Origin of the sequence: Pedobacter paludisoli (genome assembly GCF_052344095.1) — a bacterium.
Classification (GTDB): domain Bacteria; phylum Bacteroidota; class Bacteroidia; order Sphingobacteriales; family Sphingobacteriaceae; genus Pedobacter.
Genome location: NZ_CP179926.1, coordinates 2589354 through 2607352, shown reverse-complemented (window position 1 = coordinate 2607352; position 17999 = coordinate 2589354). Strand labels below are relative to the sequence as shown.

The following is a 17999-nucleotide window of genomic DNA, read 5'->3' as shown; positions in this document are numbered from 1 at the left end:
TAATGAATTATAGCTATGTTTTTTCAATTATTGAGGGCTACTTTAGTTTATTAATAAACTGAAAATCTGCTGAATTATTTTACCAACACTAAATTTTCTCAATCAAAGTTAATTAATTATTGCAGTAAACAAATGGAAAATAAGAAAGAGAATTCAAAGAATAGGGTCAATATTGCAGCAAAATACACGGCTGCAGGTTTCCAAATGATTGCAACTATTGGTCTATTTACGTTTATTGGATACAAAATAGATGAAAAAAGAAACAGTGAAAATATGCTGATAACCGCTTTTTTTGGATTAGCTGGTGTAGGTATAGCGCTTTTTCAGGTGATAAAACAGGTAACAAAAATAAAATAGCCTACTTCATTTAAAGCTGCTCGCTCTAATGTTATTTTAATTCTACTTAGTTGATTTCAAAAACCTTATCTTTGCAGAAAAAAAAGTTTTAGTTATAGAAGTTACTCCATTGAATCTAACCAAGTTTACAAGTTTTTACTTCGTGTTTATAGGGCTTTTAATAAGTGTTGTAGTTGGCTTGCCTTTTATTTTTAAGGATGTAAAACTATTTGTGCCTGAATTTTGGGTGATTTTTGGTTTTATGGCGGGTATTACCTACATCGCTTATTTACTGGCTTTTATGGGGATTAAGCGTCAATCTGAAGCAGGAGTAATGACGGTAATGAGCTCGATAACATTGAAGCTGATTTTTTGTATGGCTTTTGTGTTGATTTACAGTATAAATAGTAAGGGAAACGGGCTTCTTTTTATTCTAAATTTTTTTTCTATTTATTTATTGTTTTCAGCCTTTGAAATGTACTGTTTGTTGTGTAACTTGCGCCACCAAAATTTAAAGTAAAAAACTGCCAATAAATGGATTTTAACCAAGTTTTTATGTCGAAAGTTAAGAAGGTAATTGTTGTTTTTACGCTTTTAATAGCGTTTTTGTCTATCAAAAATGATACTTTCGCTAGTGTGGAGCGTGTAGATTCTTTAGCTGTTGATACTGTTACAGCAACTACACATGAGGGTGTTTCTCCTGTAGAGCATACTACGCATGCAGAAGGAGAAGAGAAAAAGGAATTTGATATTACCTCATTTATTTTTCATCACATCAGTGATAGTCATTCGATAACTCTATGGGGGCATGGCGAGCATGGTGTTGTGTTAGATTTGCCAGTAATTCTTTGGACGAATAATGGATTGGTGAACTTTTGTTCGTCTGATTTTAAATTTGATGAAGAAGGTAAAGTTGTAGTAGAGAAAGATGGTCAACGTTTTGTTCTTGCGCATGGTAAAATTTATTATGCGAATGCAACGCCGAATGAGCACGGTTCTTTTGTGTCGCACGAGGTTGTTGGTGGTGAAGAAAAGATTACAAATGCACGTCCGATTGATTTTTCTATTACCAGAAACGTATTTAGTATGTTGTTATCGGTAGTGATTTTATTGATTGTTTTCATTACTGTGGCGGCATCTTATAAAAAGAGAGTTGGAAAAGCGCCAAAAGGGATGCAATCGTTTTTAGAGCCGATTATTCTTTTTGTACGCGACGATATTGCGAGACCAAACTTAGGACATAAATACAGTGCGTATATGCCGTATTTATTAACCGTGTTTTTCTTTATCTGGTTTAACAACATGTTGGGTTTGGTTCCTTTCTTTCCTGGAGGAGCAAACGTAACGGGTAATATAGCTTTAACCATTGTTTTAGCGGCTTGCACCTTTTTAATTACAACCTTTAAAGCCAATAAATATTACTGGGGACACATTTTAAATCCTCCTGTGCCATGGTGGTTGAAACCCTTGATGATTCCTGTAGAGATTTTCGGTATGTTTACAAAACCTATCGCTCTAGCCATCCGTTTGTTTGCAAACATTACGGCAGGTCACATTTTGGTGATGTCTTTATTGTGCTTAGTTTTTATTTTTAATACGTTATGGGTAGCTCCGGCTTCAATTTTCTTTGCCATCTTTATTGGTTTAATTGAATTCTTGGTAGCGTTTATTCAAGCGTTTATTTTTACGATTCTATCGGCCTTATTTATTGGAATGGCTGTAGAGGATCATCATTAGTAGTGAACATTATTGTTAAATTAATATAAATAAATCAGAAAATGACTGGAACATTAGCTGCAATCGGCGCAGGCTTAGCTGCAATTGGCGCTGGATTAGGTATCGGTAAAATTGGTGGATCTGCAATGGAATCTATTGCTCGTCAACCAGAGGCCGCTTCAAAAATTCAAACTGCTATGCTTATCGCTGCTGCCTTCATCGAGGCTGTTGCGTTATTCGCAGTAGTAGTTTCTTTGATCGCAAAATAATCAAAGAGAATTTAACACAAGAACCTTTTCGGGATTGCCGTTAAGGTTCTTGTTTAATTGTATCGTTTAACAAGAAGATTAAATATATAAAATGGATTTATTAATTCCTGAAATTGGTTTATTGGTTTTGAACACCATCGCGTTTTTATTGTTGGCGTTTTTGTTGGCTAAATTTGCCTGGAAACCAATCATGAAAGCGATTCACGAACGTGAGCAAAGCATTGATGAGGCTTTAAACAAAGCAGAGTTGGCGAAACAAGAAATGGCTCGTTTAACTGCTCAGAACCAAGATTTAATGGCGCAAGCACGTGCTGAGCGTGATGAAATTTTAAAAGACGCTAAAACTTTAAAAGATAGTATCTTAGCAGAAGCTAAAAAGCAAGCTCAGGTTGAAGGTTCGAAATTAATTGAAAAAGCTAAAATCGAAATTGAAAACCAAAAGAAAGTTGCTTTGGCTGAAGTTAAAGGTCAAGTATCTACTTTATCGTTAGAAATTGCTGAGCGTGTTTTACGTGCACAATTAGATGATAAAGCTAAACAAGAGGCTTTAGTAGCGAATTTGTTAAAAGACGTTGAATTAAACTAGTTATAAGTATTAGTTTTAAGTTTTAAGTACAGGTTTTGTGTTTGAGAATTTAGGTTCGATGGCATATAACGTACAACTTTTAGCTTACAACTTACAACTCAAAATATATGTCAGAAATTAAAGTTGCAAGCAGATATGCCAAATCATTAATTGATCTAGCCGTTGAAAACAATGGTTTAGAGGCAGCATTTAATGATATGGTTTTATTTGATAAGGTGGTTGATAATACCCCTGAACTGGAAGCTATATTAAAAAACCCAATTGTACCTTTAGATAAAAAAACTGGTATTTTAAAAGGGATATTTGCTGATAAAGTTAGCCCATTAACAATTACATTTTTTAACGTGGTGGTTAGTAAAGGACGTTCGGCTGTTTTATATGCTACAAGTAAACAATTTATACAACAGTATAATGCCCTTAAAGGTATTGTTACTGCTGATGTAACAAGTGCTACGGCATTAAGTGCTGATGCAAAAGCACAAATTGTTGAAACAGTAAAAAAAGAATTAAATGCAAACCAGGTAATTATTAACGAAAAGGTTAATGAGAAACTGATTGGTGGTTTTATTTTAAAGGTTGGCGATAGGCAATTTGATGCAAGTATTGCAAGCGGATTAAATAAACTTAAAAAAGAGTTTGCACACTAAGGTTGCTTATAGGTGTAACGGTTAAAAGGTTTAGGCGTTTTATAAGTTACGGTACCGAAAAGTACAACACTTTAAAAAACAAACCTGATTGAAAGCGTAGCTCTTTTTGACGAAGGAAGAAAGACTATAGCAGAAAGCAGGACTGAGATAAGAAAAGGAATACAAGATTTACATTTACAAAAAGATATAAAGTAAAATTATGGTAGAGGTAAGACCAGACGAAGTATCGGCAATTATCAGACAGCAATTGGCGGGCTTCAAATCAGAAACCGAACTGGAGGAAGTTGGTACCGTGTTGCAAGTGGGCGACGGTATTGCCCGTGTTTACGGTTTAACTAAAGTTCAATCGGGTGAGTTGGTTGAATTTGAGAACGGCCTGCAAGGGATCGTATTAAACCTTGAAGAAGATAACGTGGGTGTGGTATTATTAGGCGCATCTGACGAAATCAAAGAAGGTGATACAATTAAACGTACTAAAAAAATTGCCTCTATTAAAGTTGGTGAGGGGATGCTTGGTCGTGTTGTAAATACTTTAGGTGAGCCTTTAGATGGTAAAGGTCCAATTTTAGGTGATACGTATGAGATGCCTTTAGAGCGTAAAGCTCCAGGTGTAATTTACCGTCAACCGGTTAATGAGCCTTTACAAACGGGTATTAAAGCGATTGATGCAATGATTCCAATTGGTCGTGGTCAACGTGAGTTGGTTATTGGTGACCGTCAAATTGGTAAAACCGCTGTTTGTATTGATACCATTATTAATCAAAAAGAATTTTATGAAGCAGGCCAACCAGTGTTCTGTATTTATGTTGCAATTGGTCAGAAAAACTCTACCGTTGCCAACATTGTACGTACATTAGAAGAAAATGGCGCTTTACCATATACAGTTGTTGTTGCTGCTTCGGCTGCTGATCCTGCTCCAATGCAGTTTTATGCTCCGTTTGCAGGTGCTGCAATTGGTGAGTTTTTCCGTGATACGGGTAGACCAGCTTTAATTGTTTATGATGATTTATCTAAACAAGCAGTAGCTTACCGTGAGGTTTCGTTATTATTAAAACGTCCTCCAGGTCGTGAGGCCTATCCAGGTGACGTTTTCTACTTACACAGTCGTTTGTTAGAAAGAGCTGCAAAAATTAACGCCAACGATGATATCGCTAAAAATATGAACGACTTACCTGAGTCTATCAAGCATATCGTTAAAGGTGGTGGTTCATTAACAGCTTTACCAATTATTGAAACACAAGCGGGTGACGTTTCTGCATATATTCCAACGAACGTAATTTCAATTACTGATGGTCAGATTTTCTTAGAGTCGAACTTGTTCAACTCAGGTATTCGTCCAGCTATTAACGTAGGTATCTCGGTATCACGTGTGGGTGGTAATGCGCAAATTAAATCGATGAAAAAAGTAGCGGGTACGTTAAAGTTAGATCAAGCACAATACCGTGAATTAGAGGCTTTTTCTAAATTTGGTTCTGACTTAGATGCAGCTACAAAATCGGTACTTGATAAAGGTGCTCGTAACGTAGAGATGTTAAAACAAGCGCAATTCTCGCCATTTACTGTAGAGAAACAAGTTGCTATTGTGTACGCTGGTACTAAAAACTTAATGCGTAATGTTCCAATTAACAAGGTTAAAGAATTTGAAACAGAATTTTTAATGCAATTGGAATTACGTCATGCAGATACTTTAGCAGCTTTAAAAGCAGGTAAGTTTGACGATGCAATTACAGGTGTTTTAGATACCGTAGCAAAAGAAATTTCAAGTAAATATTAATAAGTATCGAGTAGTTAGTATTAAGTATCAAGACAAAGTTTACAACTAATCTTGCTACTTAATACTCGATTCTTGATACTCAGGAAATAAAAAATGGCTAATTTAAAAGAAGTAAGAAATCGTATTGCATCAGTACAATCGACGCAGCAGATTACGAAAGCTATGAAAATGGTTTCGGCGGCGAAATTAAAACGTGCTACCAATGCAATCATCGCTTTACGTCCTTATGCTACTAAACTAAAGGAGATTTTAGGTAATCTATCGGCAAGTTTAGAGGGGTCTTCATCGCCTTTTACACAAGAGCGCGAGCCAAATAAGGTGTTAATTGTAACGGTATCATCAAACCGTGGTTTGGCGGGTGCTTTTAACATGAACGTAATTAAAGCGGCCAATAATTTAATAACCGAGAAATATAGCGAACAATTCAAAAATGGTAATGTAAGCATTATTTCAATCGGTAAAAAAACGCAAGATTTTTACGAGAAACGCAAATACAATGTAATTGGTAATAACAACGAGGTTTATTCGGAGTTAACTTTCGAGAACGTTACTAAAATTACCGATGCAATTATGGCGGGTTTTGTGAAAGGTGATTTTGATAAAGTAGAAGTTGTATACAACCGTTTTAAAAACGCAGCCGTACAATTTATCACTACTGAGCAGTTGTTGCCTTTGCCTAAAGCTGAAGAGCCTGTTGTGGCTTCTAAAAAATCAAACGTTGAGTATATTTTAGAGCCTTCTAAAGAAGAGATTGTAGAGCAATTAATTCCAAAATCGATTAAAATTCAATTGTACAAAGCAGTGTTGGATTCGCATGCGTCGGAACATGGAGCGCGTATGACATCGATGGATAAAGCTACAGACAACGCGGGTGAGTTATTGAAAGCCTTAAAACTCTCGTATAACCAAGCGCGTCAGGCGGCTATTACAACCGAGTTAACGGAAATTGTAAGTGGTGCAGCTGCATTGAATGGATAACTAGCAAATTAACATCGTTTTTCGAGGTTAATTTCAGTAAAAATAGAAAAGCCCTTATCGGATTCGATAAGGGCTTTTTGCTATTTAATCTTTTCATAACCCAAAATTATTATGATTTTATTGGATTGTAATCCAAAATTATAATAATTAAAGATTTGTTTGCCTTAGAGGATATTAAAAAACCGCTGTTGTTTGAAAAGCTTGTAAAGGCTTTGGCGCTACAAGTGGGGAGCGAGGTGAATTTTCCGGAATTGGCTCAATTGGTTAAAGCCGACCAAAAGACGCTAGAAAAGTACATTGGACTTTTAGAAAAGGCCTTTGTTGTTTTCGTCCTGCCAGCATTTTCGGGCAATGTTCGCAACGAGATTAAAAAGAATAAGAAGATTTATTTTTACGATACAGGTTTGATAAATGCCATTACGCGCAACTTTACTTCTATTAAAAACCGTAACGATGTTGGTGCATTATGGGAAAACTACATGATTAGCGAGCGCTTGAAGTGTTTGCAGCAAAATCAGGTAGAGGCAAGACTTTTTTTTGCGAACTACCCAGCAACAAGAAGTAGATTATGTAGAAAAGCAAGCCAATTCGCTTTTAGCTGCTGAGTTTAAATGGAGTGAAAGAGGAAAGGGTAAAATTCCACTTACTTTTACAAAGGCATATCCTGAGGCTAAGTTATTGCTATTATCGAAAGAGGATAGGGGGAGCTTTTTAATGGGAATGACCTAGCAAGAATTATTTCATTGCCGTTGGCTATAGCCGAACGGCAATGGTTATTGAAACAGGACAGAGCTTTTAAATATTTTTTAACATTGTAACTATTTTAAACAGAAAGAGGCGTCCTCTATTAGAAAGCCCCTTTGTTAAGAATTAAAAGTAAAGATTATTGGGGTTAACTTTTACCCTTAAATAACCACTTTCAATTTTTTTGATATTACTGCCATCACCAAAGTATACTGATGCGTTAAACTTTGCTTCTAGCAAGTATTTTCCAGAGTTAAGTTTTTGAAAATTTGTTACCTCAAATTTAGATTGGCTTTGTAGCTCTGGTTTTAATAGTTGGTGATATACCAGGCTAGGGAACCCGTAGGTTTGAAGATTCCTATATTCTCCTTTAAGGTTAATCGTAACTCCATTTTGCGAATTATTTCTAGTAAAGTCCATCGCAAATTTACGCTCTCCAACCGAAAATAAATCTAATTTATCAAGTGGTACAAAGAGCGATGTTTGAGTTGTTTTCGGCTGTGCTTGATTTAAATTGTATTTTTTTAAGAAAGATATATGTACGCTATTTCCGCGTTCATCAAACAAAGGGAAAGATAAATAAAACATCACCGAATCTTTATCTCCAGAGGTGTATTCTTTTTGTTTAACTAAGGAGTCTAATTTTACATTGGAAACTGCGTTCCCTATTGCATTGCTTTTTGAATCAGACTTTTTGAATACCAGTTGTTTCCCCTCCAGAATAAACGATAAAGAATCGCTAAGCTCCTCTAATGGGTCCTTTTGTTCCAAAACAACCTGTTTTTCTACTATTGGGTTTTCTTTCTTACATGCATAAAGGCATATAACTGCAACGCTAAGAAGCGTTAAATTTTTAAATTTCATTGTGTAATTTTTATGATTAATGTTATATACATTAATCATACCTTGAGTTACACAATAGGTCTTTATAGTAATTAATTGCTTAAAATGCTGTACGTGTGCATCATTAAATCCATTATGTTTAACAAAACAACCGGTGGATTCAACTAATCAATCAATAATAATTGTAGAATTTTATTCCCAAGTGAGGTGGGGAATCTTTTTTAAAACACCTCCCCAATATTGGTGGCAATGCCATTTTTTTGGCCAATACCAAAATCGATGCATACGTTAGTACCCGAAAATTTGTTGAGTTTAATGCGCAAGCCTACACCACCACCCCAATAAAAAGTGTTCAATTTATAGAAACGATCTTCGGGGTACGTTTGGGCATTCACAAAAACAGCACCACCTAAAAAACCGCTTTTTAAAATTTGAAAACGATATTCCGACTCAAAATAATTCATTTTCCAGCCTCTGTAGCGACCTTGGGCTGTTCCACGACCGGTATTTTGATTGTCGTCCCAACCCACGCTTGGCATTAAAAAATAGGGTGTATTGTTTGGGGTAGAATACCAACCCAAAGCCCAAAAGGCAAGCGTGTTTTTACTTCCTCGCGGAAAATTGGTGTAATGTCGCATGTCTAAGGTTAGGGCATTCCAATTTTCAGCACTGCCTAAAAACTTAGCCGAATTACGAAATGTTGCACTCAAGTAGGTTCCTTGTTTTGGATTAATCTGGTTTAAACGAGTATCGTAAATAACGCGTAATGCCGGCCCCGAAGCCTGTAAATTATGGCCAAAAAAATCAGCAAAATCTTGCGAAGGTACTGGAGCTAAATATTCTTTCGGACTAATGTTCCAGAACTTATCAAAGTAATAACCTGCGCCAAAATATACATGTTTAAAAACGCTATACATCAAAGTTTGATGCAATTTTACACTTGAAAAGTTTATGGCTAAGCCAGTATCGGCATATACGCTGGTACTTGGTCCCCAAATATCGCTGGGGTAATTCATGTATTTCCAATCTACAATGTAATTGAATTTTTCATCCTTGCTCCAAACATTTGCTTGAAAGGGGAGAAGCGTTTGCCCGAAACTCGTATAGGTAACGTTGGTGGTAATGTTCGATATTTTGCTCAAACTATCACCCGGTTTGCTTAAGAAAGAAAGTGCAGCACCTACCGAGATGGTAAAGCCATTGTTAGCAGTATAACCCGGGGCAGGCAAAAATGACCAAAGATATTTCTTGTTTAACGTAGCAGAATCAACGGTTTTGTTTTTGTTGAAAATACTTTTAAAGAAATCTTTCACATCGCCTACACGAGCCGAATCAGGCTTTGAATGGCGTTGCCCATAGCTGTCCTGGCTATTGATTAATAAAAAAAAAGAGCAAAAGAAAAACGAAAGGAAGAAATGCTTTTTTAAGAATGCCTGCAAAGTAATTGTTTTATGTAAGGAGCTGCTGTAAAGATGCTTAAAATAATTTGTTTCGATAAAAATATTTCGTTCCTAGAAACGATTCTTTTGATTCGGTAACGCAAAATTTACCATGACTAAGTTTAGTGTAAAGCTCAAAAAACACATAAGCTTTAAGCTATGAAAGTCCCTTTGTTAAAAGCAGTTACTTTTAATTCGCATGCAGATGCACTATATTTTTATACTTAATTAAAAAAATACTATGGTGTTATAAAAATTCAGCAATTAGTATTACTTTTGCTGCATCATAAAATAAAATTAGTATGGAAAACGAATTAAAGCACAATACAGAGAGCATGAAAGCGGCCAACCAGCCAGGCATTTATAAACAAATTATTTTGGGTGTATTGGTTTGTATGGTGGGTACGTATTTACGTTTTGCTTTCGATTCGGCAATGTTATCGCTAGTTTCATGGATTATTTTATTCATTGGAGCATTCATTTGCATTAAAGGCGTATTTAAAATTTTAGACGCATAAAATTTTTCTCTTCAAATATAGAAGCCAATTATGTTCATGCATAATTGGCTTTTTTGTTGTCTTTAGATTAAGCTCTAATAAATTTTTGCTTTATTGTAAGGATAAACGAACTCCCTATTTGCTCAACGCCATGGCGTAATAATCATTTACTACTTTCCAATCTATTACATCGAAATAAGCTTTTAAGTAATCTGGACGCCTGTTTTGGTAACGTAAGTAATAGGCATGTTCCCAAACGTCAATCCCCAGAATAGGCGTTCCAGAGATATCCAAGTTAGGCATTAAAGGGTTGTCTTGATTAGAGGTACTGCCAACTGCTAATTTTCCTTTCTTAACAACCAGCCATGCCCAGCCCGAACCAAATTTTTTTTCGGCTGCTGTAGATAATTTTGTTTTTAAAGAATCGAAAGAGCCGAATTCATTTTTGATGGCTTCGGCCAATTTTCCAGTGGGTTCGCCACCACCATCGGGGCTCATGGTTGCAAAGTACATGCGATGGTTGAAAAAGCCACCTCCGTTATTACGTAGGGTTGCGTTTGACATATCCATATTCTTAAGAATGTCTTCGATTGACATTGAAGCCTGAGGTTTACCCGCTACTTCCTTATTTAATTTGTTTATATAGCCAACATAATGTTTGGAGAAATGCAGTTCCATTGTTCTAGCATCAATAGATTTTTCTAAATCGCTGTAAGCATATTTTAAAGCTTCAACCTGAAAAGGACCCGCATCGGCTTTTACATCTGCAGGATTTCCTACTTTTTCATGAGTCACAGTATCGCTCACACCAACCACTAAGGCTTCGTCTGATTTTGTTGAATTATTACAAGCCATGATGACAGCCATCATTCCCAGTAAAGGGATAAATAATTTTTTCATGTTTATGGATATTGGTTCTATTTTATACAATCTTGAGCCTTCATTGTTTTGTAATGATCTTTTAGTGCATAAATAAAATGCCTGGGGTTACCTTTTTCTAGAATCTGTATTAAGATGAAAAGAGCGTTGAAACTAACCATAAAACGTTCTTATTCTTCTGGCCATTAGAAGCAAAAAATAACTTTAACACATTTAAAACCTCATCGTTATGAAAAGGATTATTTTTGCCTGTGGCATTATTTTAACACTATTTGGCTGTACCACGGCCGAAAAAAAATACGGTTCTGTTGCCGAAACAGATGTACTAAACACAGATAGCTTTACTGCTGATTCAACGCTTACCCAAAAGATTATTAAAACAGCGGATATGCAATTTCGTGTAAAGGATGTACAAAGCACGAAAGAGAAACTGAGCGAAACCATTAAAGCAGTAGGCGGAACAGTTGCCGAATTTTCTATCCAGAGCCAAATTATCGAAAGTAATAAAGTAAAGCAATCGCTCGATTCGATGAAAGAAATTACTTCCTATCGAACGGAAGGATATTTAGTAGCTAAAGTGCCTTCAGAAAAGTTAGACGACTTTACAAATACAATAGCCAAAACTGCTGTTTTTGTGGACAATGAATCCATGAAAATGGATGACCAAAGTATTGCTTATTTAGCAAATACGCTAAAAGCTGAAAATAGGATAGAGGCTGTAAAACGAATGAACAAGTTGGCAACTAAAAAAAGCCCTAATGTTGAAACAGCATTGATTATTAAGGATGATTTTATTGATAAAAAAATCGAAAACCTGGTAATTAATGATAGGGTAAAGTTTAGCACCATTCGGCTAAGTTTTTATCAAGATAACACCGTGAAAACTACCATGGTGGGAAACGACAATTTGTACGATTATCGACCTGGTTTTTTTGATAGATTATGGCTCGGATTGGTGAATGGGTGGACCATTTTTAAAGAGTTTTTACTTATCATTTCCAATTTATGGATGCTTATTTTATGCGGCGGATTGATTTTTTACTTAATTCGATTATACCGCACAAGTAGGGCAGCAAAGATTTAAAGCTCAAGGTTGTTATTTCGTCATGTTGGTTTTAATTGGAAAACCAACATGATTTTAAAATTCAGATGATGGAATTGTATTTGTTTTTTTACCCTATTTAATCCTATCGTTAGTTTTAACATATATTGTTTACAACAAGAAAAAAGCAGCAATCTGGTTTTCATTTTTAGGCACTATATTATTGATTTTTTGTTAGCCTTTTATTTTTCTATGGATATCGGATTTGTTTTTTCCGGACCCAATGCCACAAAAATGCGGTACTGGAGTACCTCTTTTATTTTGGTATATCGTATATAACCTAGTTTTTTTATCCCAATAGCCATAGTTTTTCAACTCGTGTTCTTGTTTATTTTAAGAAAGTACAAATTGAAAAACTGAACTATTTTTTGGTTTTGGCTGCTAAGCCTTTCACTTTACTTTTATTATCGCTCACAAAGGATTCCCAACCTGAGTAGGTTTTAGATTTACCAGTAGATATTTTTTGGAAGGAGTGACAAACCGCTACCGCAAGTCCATCGGTTGCATCCAAAAACTCAGGGGTTTCTTTAAAATTCAAAAGCCTTTGTAGCATGGCTGCCACTTGTTCTTTCGTGGCATTTCCATTTCCTGTAATGGCTTGTTTGATTTTGCGGGGCGAATATTCCGTTACAGAAATATTTCTGGAGAGTGCCGCTGCAATTGCGGTTCCTTGTGCACGACCTAATTTTAGCAATACTTGAATATTTTTGCCGTAAAACGGTGCTTCAATAGCTAAAACATCCGGTTTATATTGATCGATTAACACCACTGTTTTTTCGAAAATACGTTGCAGTTTTAGAAAAGGATCATCTAAATGCGACATCTTAACAATGCCCATGCTTAACAGCTCCGTTTTATTCCCTTTCTCTAAAATTATGCCATAGCCCATCACCGCAGTACCCGGATCTATGCCCATAATAATTCGCTCTTTTTTTTCGTTTAACATTCCGACAATATTAAGCATATTTGCAAACTAAAAAGATAAATTTGACGACTAAGACCAAAAAAATACTTTCACTCTTCATTAAATGTTGTGTCATTTTGTTGGTGTTTTGGTTTGTCTATCAAAAGCTTTCAGCTAATGATAATCTGCTAAATTTTAAAAATCTACTAAAAAGTAAAGAACAGACAGAGATCTACACAGTAATTGGTGTGGTATTTTTACTCATGTTTGTCAATTGGTTTTTAGAAGCCGCCAAGTGGCAACGCATGGTCAAACATATCGAGCGTATTAGTTTTTATCGCGCTATTGAGTCCGTTTTTTGTGGGTTAACTTTGGCCATTTTTACACCAAATCGTTTGGGGGAATACGGAGGGAGAGTTTTCTTTTTATCGCCTAAGCGGCGAATTGTGGGGGTTGTTGCCATGACAGTGGGTAATATAGGTCAATTGGTTTTAACCAATGTTTTTGGTGCCATTTCATTGTATGTTTTTGCCCTTCGTTTTTTAGATATTCGCAATTTACATGCTTCTGTTGAGCCACTTCTGTTTATCGCCACGGTTGTATTTTGTGTTTTTTTTATCGTTTTCTATTTTAACATTCGCTGGTTAAACAAGCTCTTGCTGCAAATCAAGTTTACCCGTAAATATGAAAAGTTTTATAGCATTTTGGCGAGATACAGCAAAGCAGAATTGTTTCGGATTTTGCTTTTTTGTTTAGCGCGCTATATCGTTTTTACCTCCCAGTATTTTATTCTTTTTTTGTGGTTAATACCGGGATTACACTTTTTTGATGTGCTAGTTATGATTTGTATTTTGTTTTTTGTACAATCTACTTTGCCTTCTTTAGATTTGTTTGATGTGGGGGTACGCGCTTTTACGGGGGCCTTCTTTTTTCAGTATATAACCAATCAGTCGGTAGCCGTTATCGGGTGCATTGCTTGCATTTGGTTTACAAATATTATTATTCCTGCTATATTAGGCACATACTTTGTTTTTAAACTTAACTTTTTTGGAAATTCTAAAACTAATTAGTCTACTTTCATTCGCATTAACCTTGGTTTACGGCTTATTGGTTGTAACCTTTATAAGAGGCTGGCATAAATTAATTTATTTCACACCGCTAAAATCGGTTTACGAAACAAAAGTTTCTGTAATTGTAGCAGCGCGCAATGAAGAAGAAAATATCGGAAAAACCATCGACGATTTAATTGCGCAAGATTATCCCGCAGAATTAGTAGAGATTATTATTATCGATGATCATTCAACTGACCGTACTGCCGACATTGTATTAGGTTATGCGAGTCAAAATGTTCGCCTCATAAAATTAAACGAAAGCAAGGCACTTAACTCATACAAAAAGAAGGCTATCCAAACGGCTATAGGTACTTGTTTTGGCGATTTGGTGGTAACCACAGATGCAGACTGCCGCATGGGCAAAAAATGGCTTAGTACCGTGGTCGCTTTTTATGAAGAGAAAGATTGTAAAATGATTTCTTCGCCAGTTGCCTATTTTCAAGAGAAGAGCTTTTTTGAGAGACTGCAATCACTCGAGTTTTTATATTTAATTGGCTTAGGTGCTTCTACCATTGGAAATAAGCAACCGTCTACTTGTAATGGCGCTAATTTGGCTTATGAAAAGAAAACCTTTTATGAAGTTGGCGGCTTTACCGGAATTGACGATTTAGCATCGGGTGATGATGAACTTTTATTGCATAAAATTGCCGCCAAGTATCCAGATAAAATTGGTTTCTTAAAAAACACAGATGCCATTGTGTACACACATGCCAAAGAGAATTTAAGCGCCTTTATTCAACAACGTAGGCGTTGGGCTTCTAAAAGTACTCGCTATAAAAATAAAGCCATCATTGTATTAGGTGTATTCGTATGGCTTTTTAATTTGAGTATCTTAACCAATTTTATAGTAGGATGCTTTTTCCCTGCATTTTTATCTGTAGCATTTTACCAATTAATGGTTAAAATGATTTTAGAAAGTTTATTTTTATGGAGCGTTACAAGCTTTGCAAAAAGACGAAGCTTAATGATTCTAATCCCGGTTTTAAATGTGCTCCATATTTTGTACATGGTGTATATTGGTATCGCCGGTAATAGTGGTAAATACAATTGGAAAGGCAGAATGGTTCGATAATGGATAATAGCCCATCAAAAAAAGTTTGGTTAAAATTTAAGCGAAATAAGCTGGCTTTTAGTGGTTTGGTTTTTATTTTCCTATTGACAGTAGTAGGTGTTTTGGGTTATTTAATTACTCCCGATAAAACGCCCAATGCCAATACCCAAGTTTTACAGTTAAACAAAGTAAAGCCCGGTAAAACCTTTCAGTTTTTAATTGTTGAGCGATACAATAATGTAAAAGAACTCAGTTTTTTTAATCGAATGCTGAATGGTCAGCCTGCGACATATAAAAGTATACCCATTACTTCCTATAAAATTTTCGGAAAGCAAGTTTTGGTGAACGAATACGTAGGCCCAGATGAAAAACCAAAGGAGCAAACTTATTCACTAAAAGAGTTATGCCCAACGTGTGTGCTACCTACTAATCAAGGTTCTCCAGCAACGCACTTTGAAAAATATGCTATTTACGAAAGAACATTTTATTTGGGCACGGATATTTACGGACGCGATTTGTTAAGTCGATTAATTTTAGGAATAAGAGTGTCTTTGTCTGTTGGCTTAATGGCGGTACTTATTTCTTTATGTATAGGCGTAACCTTGGGGGCTATGGCAGGCTATTTCGGTGGAACAATTGATACGGTCATCAGTTGGTTTATGAATGTAGTTTGGTCGCTGCCGTCTTTGTTATTAGTAATCGCTATTTCCTTTGCCTTGGGGAAAGGATTTTGGCAAATATTTATAGCAGTAGGTTTATCTACTTGGGTGGATGTAGCACGTTTAGTGCGCGGGCAAGTGATGGCCATTAAAGAAGTTGAATTTGTAGAAGCAGCACGTGCTTTAGGTTTTAGTACTACCCGAACCATTGCAAAGCATATATTGCCAAATATTGCGGGACCTATTTTAGTGGTCGCTTCTTCTAATTTTGCTTCGGCAATTTTACTGGAAACCGGTTTAAGCTTTTTAGGTTTTGGTGCACAACCTCCCATGCCAAGCTGGGGAGGAATGATTAAGGAACATTACGGTTATATCATTATGGATGCCGCTTATTTAGCCATGCTACCGGGATTGGCCATTATGCTAACGGTGTATGCCTTTAATGTGCTCGCCATTGGCTTGCGCGATGCTTTCGATGTGAAAGGCCAGAACGTTACTGTTTAAGACATTATCAGGAGTCAATTTGCCTAAAGAGTTGGCTTTTTGAAAACTCATTGCTTATTCAGTACATTTGTTTCATGTTATTAAACTCTTTCCAACAAGAATTTTTAGAAGCTGGATGCGATGAAGCTGGGCGTGGCTGTTTAGCGGGCCCTGTAGTGGCTGCAGCCGTCATACTTCCAAAAGATTTTTATTTAGAAGGACTGAATGATTCAAAAAAGTTAAATCATAAACAACGCGAAGCACTTCGTCCCATTATCGAACGCGAAGCATTGGCTTGGGCAGTTGGTTTTGTTGATCATGAAGAAATTGATCGAATTAATATCCTAAATGCCTCTTTTTTGGCTATGCACAAAGCGATAGATCAATTAAAAACACAACCGGGTTATTTGGTTATAGATGGGAATCGTTTTAAAAAATATCAAGAAATTCCGCACAGTTGCATTGTAAAAGGTGATGGGAAATATTTGAATATCGCGGCAGCATCTATTTTGGCAAAAACTCATCGCGATGAATTTATGCTTAATCTTCATGCCGATTTTCCACAATATAACTGGGAGCAAAATAAAGGATATCCAACGGCTGCACATCGCCATGCGGTGTTAGAGAAAGGGCCATCTCCATTTCATCGCAAATCATTTACAGTAAGCGATCCACAGCTGCAACTTTTTTAAAAAAGATAGATTTTTCTTATTTTCAAACCATCGTGAAAATACTGTTGATAACAAAGCGGTTTCCCTACCCACCAAATAGTGGTTACCCAATTGTGGTGTATAATACCATAAAGGGCCTACTACAGCTTGGTGCAGATATTACTTTGTTTAGTCTCAACCCCACAAAAGGGAAGGTTGATGTCGATGATATCAATGATCCTATTCTTGATCAAATAGCTTATCACTTAGTCGATTTAGATACGGAGGTTAATGTTTGGTCAGCCTTTTTTAATATTTTCACCAATGAATCCTATAATGTATCGCGGTATTATAGCGAAGATGCTGCCAGGCAGTTAGAAGATCTCTTGCGTGAAAATGTCTTCGATATTATTCAATTTGAGGGACTTTTTGTGGTCCCATATTTAGATGTCGTTAAAGCCAATAGCAATGCAAAACTGATCTACAGAGCACATAACATTGAATTCGCCATGTGGGAGCGGCTATCCCTCTCAGAACGATTTTTAGCGCGGAGACAATACCTTGCCTTTTTAGCATCGCGATTAAAAGCATATGAAACCGATCAAATAAATCGCTTCAATCATATTTTTGCTATCAGCGAACCCGATCGCCAAAGTATTTTAACTTTTGGTTGCGAAATTCCAGTAAGTGTTTTTCCCGTGGCTATTGATCTGGAAAAATACACGGTAGAAAGGGATAAAATTAGCTTCCCAACATTGTTTCATCTGGGAGCAATGGATTGGCGTCCAAATCAGGAAGGATTAGAATGGTTTTTGGATGATATTTGGCCCGATATTGAAAAGTTAGATAAAGATTTGCGCTTTTATATTGCAGGTAAAAATATGCAAAAGCATTTTTTTGAATATGACTCTGATAATTTAATTGTTGAAGGCGAAGTTTTTGATGCAGTAGAGTTTATGAATTCCAAAGCAATTATGATCGTACCCTTAATTTCAGGAACTGGCATGCGGGTGAAAATAATCGAAGGAATGGCCATGCAAAAATGCATCATCGCAACAACCACTGCTGCAGAAGGAATTAATTGCCGGCACGGATACGATATTCTCATTGCAGATTCAGCGGATGAATTTTATCGATCTATTTTACAATGTATTATTAATCCGCAACGCTGGGTAGAAATTGGTGAAAATGCCCGAAAAACGGTAGAAAAAGAACATGGAGTGAACCTGATTGCTAGCAGAATGATGAAAATATTCGAGAAGTTAATGAATAGTTAATCCGTTTTTTATAAAGTTGTTTACTCAATGCACTAAGCAATAATTAACTTAGG

The 17999-nt window shown here is 36.1% G+C and carries 19 protein-coding genes; 15 read left to right on the top strand and 4 right to left on the bottom strand.

What is annotated here, in order from left to right:
* The first annotated feature begins 132 nt into the window (after positions 1-132).
* The 8 genes from ACJVDK_RS10675 (at position 133) to ACJVDK_RS10640 (ending at position 6911) form a co-directional block, all read left to right on the top strand.
* Positions 133-357 (top strand): AtpZ/AtpI family protein, encoded by a 225-nt coding sequence (locus tag ACJVDK_RS10675; protein WP_443936651.1) that lies wholly within the window; start codon positions 133-135, stop codon positions 355-357.
* Between the two features lie 534 nt (positions 358-891).
* Complete coding sequence (gene atpB / locus ACJVDK_RS10670; protein WP_443936650.1) at positions 892-2073, top strand: F0F1 ATP synthase subunit A; 1182 nt, start codon at positions 892-894, stop codon at positions 2071-2073.
* Positions 2074-2114: 41 nt separating this feature from the next.
* Positions 2115-2321, top strand: a complete 207-nt coding sequence (atpE, locus tag ACJVDK_RS10665) for an ATP synthase F0 subunit C (RefSeq protein WP_010601523.1) — start codon at positions 2115-2117, stop codon at positions 2319-2321.
* A 91-nt stretch (positions 2322-2412) separates the two neighbouring features.
* Positions 2413-2907, top strand: a complete 495-nt coding sequence (gene atpF, locus ACJVDK_RS10660; RefSeq protein ID WP_443936649.1) for a F0F1 ATP synthase subunit B — start codon at positions 2413-2415, stop codon at positions 2905-2907.
* Positions 2908-3014: 107 nt separating this feature from the next.
* Positions 3015-3554: an ATP synthase F1 subunit delta gene (atpH, locus tag ACJVDK_RS10655; RefSeq protein ID WP_443936648.1), complete on the top strand. Its 540-nt coding sequence runs from the start codon at positions 3015-3017 to the stop codon at positions 3552-3554.
* Between the two features lie 199 nt (positions 3555-3753).
* Positions 3754-5328 (top strand): F0F1 ATP synthase subunit alpha, encoded by a 1575-nt coding sequence (atpA, locus tag ACJVDK_RS10650; protein WP_443936647.1) that lies wholly within the window; start codon positions 3754-3756, stop codon positions 5326-5328.
* Positions 5329-5421: 93 nt separating this feature from the next.
* Entirely contained in the window at positions 5422-6306 is an 885-nt protein-coding gene (atpG, locus tag ACJVDK_RS10645) for an ATP synthase F1 subunit gamma (RefSeq protein WP_443936646.1), read from the top strand.
* 188 nt (positions 6307-6494) lie between these two features.
* Positions 6495-6911, top strand: coding sequence for a DUF4143 domain-containing protein (locus ACJVDK_RS10640; protein ID WP_443936645.1), 417 nt, complete (start codon positions 6495-6497; stop codon positions 6909-6911).
* 265 nt (positions 6912-7176) lie between these two features.
* On the opposite strand, the gene ACJVDK_RS10635 is transcribed toward ACJVDK_RS10640, so the two are convergent.
* Together ACJVDK_RS10635 and ACJVDK_RS10630 are read right to left on the bottom strand one after the other, a co-directional pair.
* Complete coding sequence (locus ACJVDK_RS10635) at positions 7177-7914, bottom strand: hypothetical protein (protein ID WP_443936644.1); 738 nt, start codon at positions 7912-7914, stop codon at positions 7177-7179.
* A 200-nt stretch (positions 7915-8114) separates the two neighbouring features.
* On the bottom strand, positions 8115-9332 hold the full coding sequence (locus tag ACJVDK_RS10630; RefSeq protein WP_443936643.1) for a hypothetical protein: 1218 nt from the start codon (positions 9330-9332) through the stop codon (positions 8115-8117).
* A gap of 302 nt (positions 9333-9634) precedes the next feature.
* On the opposite strand from ACJVDK_RS10630, the gene ACJVDK_RS10625 reads away from it, so the two are divergent.
* On the top strand, positions 9635-9850 hold the full coding sequence (locus ACJVDK_RS10625) for a hypothetical protein (RefSeq protein WP_443936642.1): 216 nt from the start codon (positions 9635-9637) through the stop codon (positions 9848-9850).
* A 114-nt stretch (positions 9851-9964) separates the two neighbouring features.
* Here ACJVDK_RS10625 and ACJVDK_RS10620 read toward each other — a convergent pair whose 3' ends face one another.
* Positions 9965-10729: a superoxide dismutase gene (locus tag ACJVDK_RS10620; RefSeq protein ID WP_443936641.1), complete on the bottom strand. Its 765-nt coding sequence runs from the start codon at positions 10727-10729 to the stop codon at positions 9965-9967.
* A 208-nt stretch (positions 10730-10937) separates the two neighbouring features.
* Between ACJVDK_RS10620 and ACJVDK_RS10615 the strand changes: the two genes are divergently transcribed.
* Positions 10938-11792: a DUF4349 domain-containing protein gene (locus tag ACJVDK_RS10615; RefSeq protein WP_443936640.1), complete on the top strand. Its 855-nt coding sequence runs from the start codon at positions 10938-10940 to the stop codon at positions 11790-11792.
* Between the two features lie 379 nt (positions 11793-12171).
* On the opposite strand, the gene ruvC is transcribed toward ACJVDK_RS10615, so the two are convergent.
* Entirely contained in the window at positions 12172-12756 is a 585-nt protein-coding gene (ruvC, locus tag ACJVDK_RS10610) for a crossover junction endodeoxyribonuclease RuvC (RefSeq protein ID WP_443936639.1), read from the bottom strand.
* 41 nt (positions 12757-12797) lie between these two features.
* Here ruvC and ACJVDK_RS10605 point away from each other — a divergent pair, with 41 nt between their 5' ends.
* The 5 genes from ACJVDK_RS10605 to ACJVDK_RS10585 all read left to right on the top strand — a co-directional run bounded on the left by ACJVDK_RS10605 (position 12798) and on the right by ACJVDK_RS10585 (position 17946).
* Positions 12798-13784, top strand: coding sequence for a hypothetical protein (locus ACJVDK_RS10605; protein ID WP_443936638.1), 987 nt, complete (start codon positions 12798-12800; stop codon positions 13782-13784).
* Positions 13762-14898 carry a glycosyltransferase family 2 protein gene (locus ACJVDK_RS10600; protein ID WP_443936637.1) on the top strand — a complete coding sequence of 379 codons (1137 nt, stop codon included), beginning with the start codon at positions 13762-13764 and terminating at the stop codon, positions 14896-14898. The genes ACJVDK_RS10605 and ACJVDK_RS10600 overlap by 23 nt, the downstream gene beginning before the upstream one ends.
* Entirely contained in the window at positions 14898-16040 is a 1143-nt protein-coding gene (locus tag ACJVDK_RS10595; RefSeq protein WP_443936636.1) for an ABC transporter permease, read from the top strand. Before ACJVDK_RS10600 ends, ACJVDK_RS10595 begins: the two co-directional genes overlap by 1 nt.
* Positions 16041-16114: 74 nt before the next feature.
* Positions 16115-16711: a ribonuclease HII gene (locus ACJVDK_RS10590; protein WP_443936635.1), complete on the top strand. Its 597-nt coding sequence runs from the start codon at positions 16115-16117 to the stop codon at positions 16709-16711.
* 95 nt (positions 16712-16806) lie between these two features.
* Positions 16807-17946, top strand: coding sequence for a glycosyltransferase family 4 protein (locus ACJVDK_RS10585; protein WP_443936634.1), 1140 nt, complete (start codon positions 16807-16809; stop codon positions 17944-17946).
* Positions 17947-17999 lie beyond the last annotated feature (53 nt).

Excerpts from the sequence above, each read along its gene's own strand:
- atpE (WP_010601523.1), top strand. The coding sequence starts at position 2,115 with ATGACTGGAACATTAGCTGCAATCGGCGCAGGCTTAGCTGCAATTGGC.
- atpB (WP_443936650.1), top strand. The coding sequence starts at position 892 with ATGTCGAAAGTTAAGAAGGTAATTGTTGTTTTTACGCTTTTAATAGCG.
- ACJVDK_RS10615 (WP_443936640.1), top strand. The coding sequence starts at position 10,938 with ATGAAAAGGATTATTTTTGCCTGTGGCATTATTTTAACACTATTTGGC.
- ACJVDK_RS10620 (WP_443936641.1), bottom strand. The coding sequence starts at position 10,729 with ATGAAAAAATTATTTATCCCTTTACTGGGAATGATGGCTGTCATCATG.
- atpH (WP_443936648.1), top strand. The coding sequence starts at position 3,015 with ATGTCAGAAATTAAAGTTGCAAGCAGATATGCCAAATCATTAATTGAT.
- ACJVDK_RS10635 (WP_443936644.1), bottom strand. The coding sequence starts at position 7,914 with ATGAAATTTAAAAATTTAACGCTTCTTAGCGTTGCAGTTATATGCCTT.
- ACJVDK_RS10595 (WP_443936636.1), top strand. The coding sequence starts at position 14,898 with ATGGATAATAGCCCATCAAAAAAAGTTTGGTTAAAATTTAAGCGAAAT.
- atpA (WP_443936647.1), top strand. The coding sequence starts at position 3,754 with ATGGTAGAGGTAAGACCAGACGAAGTATCGGCAATTATCAGACAGCAA.
- ruvC (WP_443936639.1), bottom strand. The coding sequence starts at position 12,756 with ATGTTAAACGAAAAAAAAGAGCGAATTATTATGGGCATAGATCCGGGT.
- atpG (WP_443936646.1), top strand. The coding sequence starts at position 5,422 with ATGGCTAATTTAAAAGAAGTAAGAAATCGTATTGCATCAGTACAATCG.
- atpF (WP_443936649.1), top strand. The coding sequence starts at position 2,413 with ATGGATTTATTAATTCCTGAAATTGGTTTATTGGTTTTGAACACCATC.
- ACJVDK_RS10675 (WP_443936651.1), top strand. The coding sequence starts at position 133 with ATGGAAAATAAGAAAGAGAATTCAAAGAATAGGGTCAATATTGCAGCA.
- ACJVDK_RS10625 (WP_443936642.1), top strand. The coding sequence starts at position 9,635 with ATGGAAAACGAATTAAAGCACAATACAGAGAGCATGAAAGCGGCCAAC.
- ACJVDK_RS10590 (WP_443936635.1), top strand. The coding sequence starts at position 16,115 with ATGTTATTAAACTCTTTCCAACAAGAATTTTTAGAAGCTGGATGCGAT.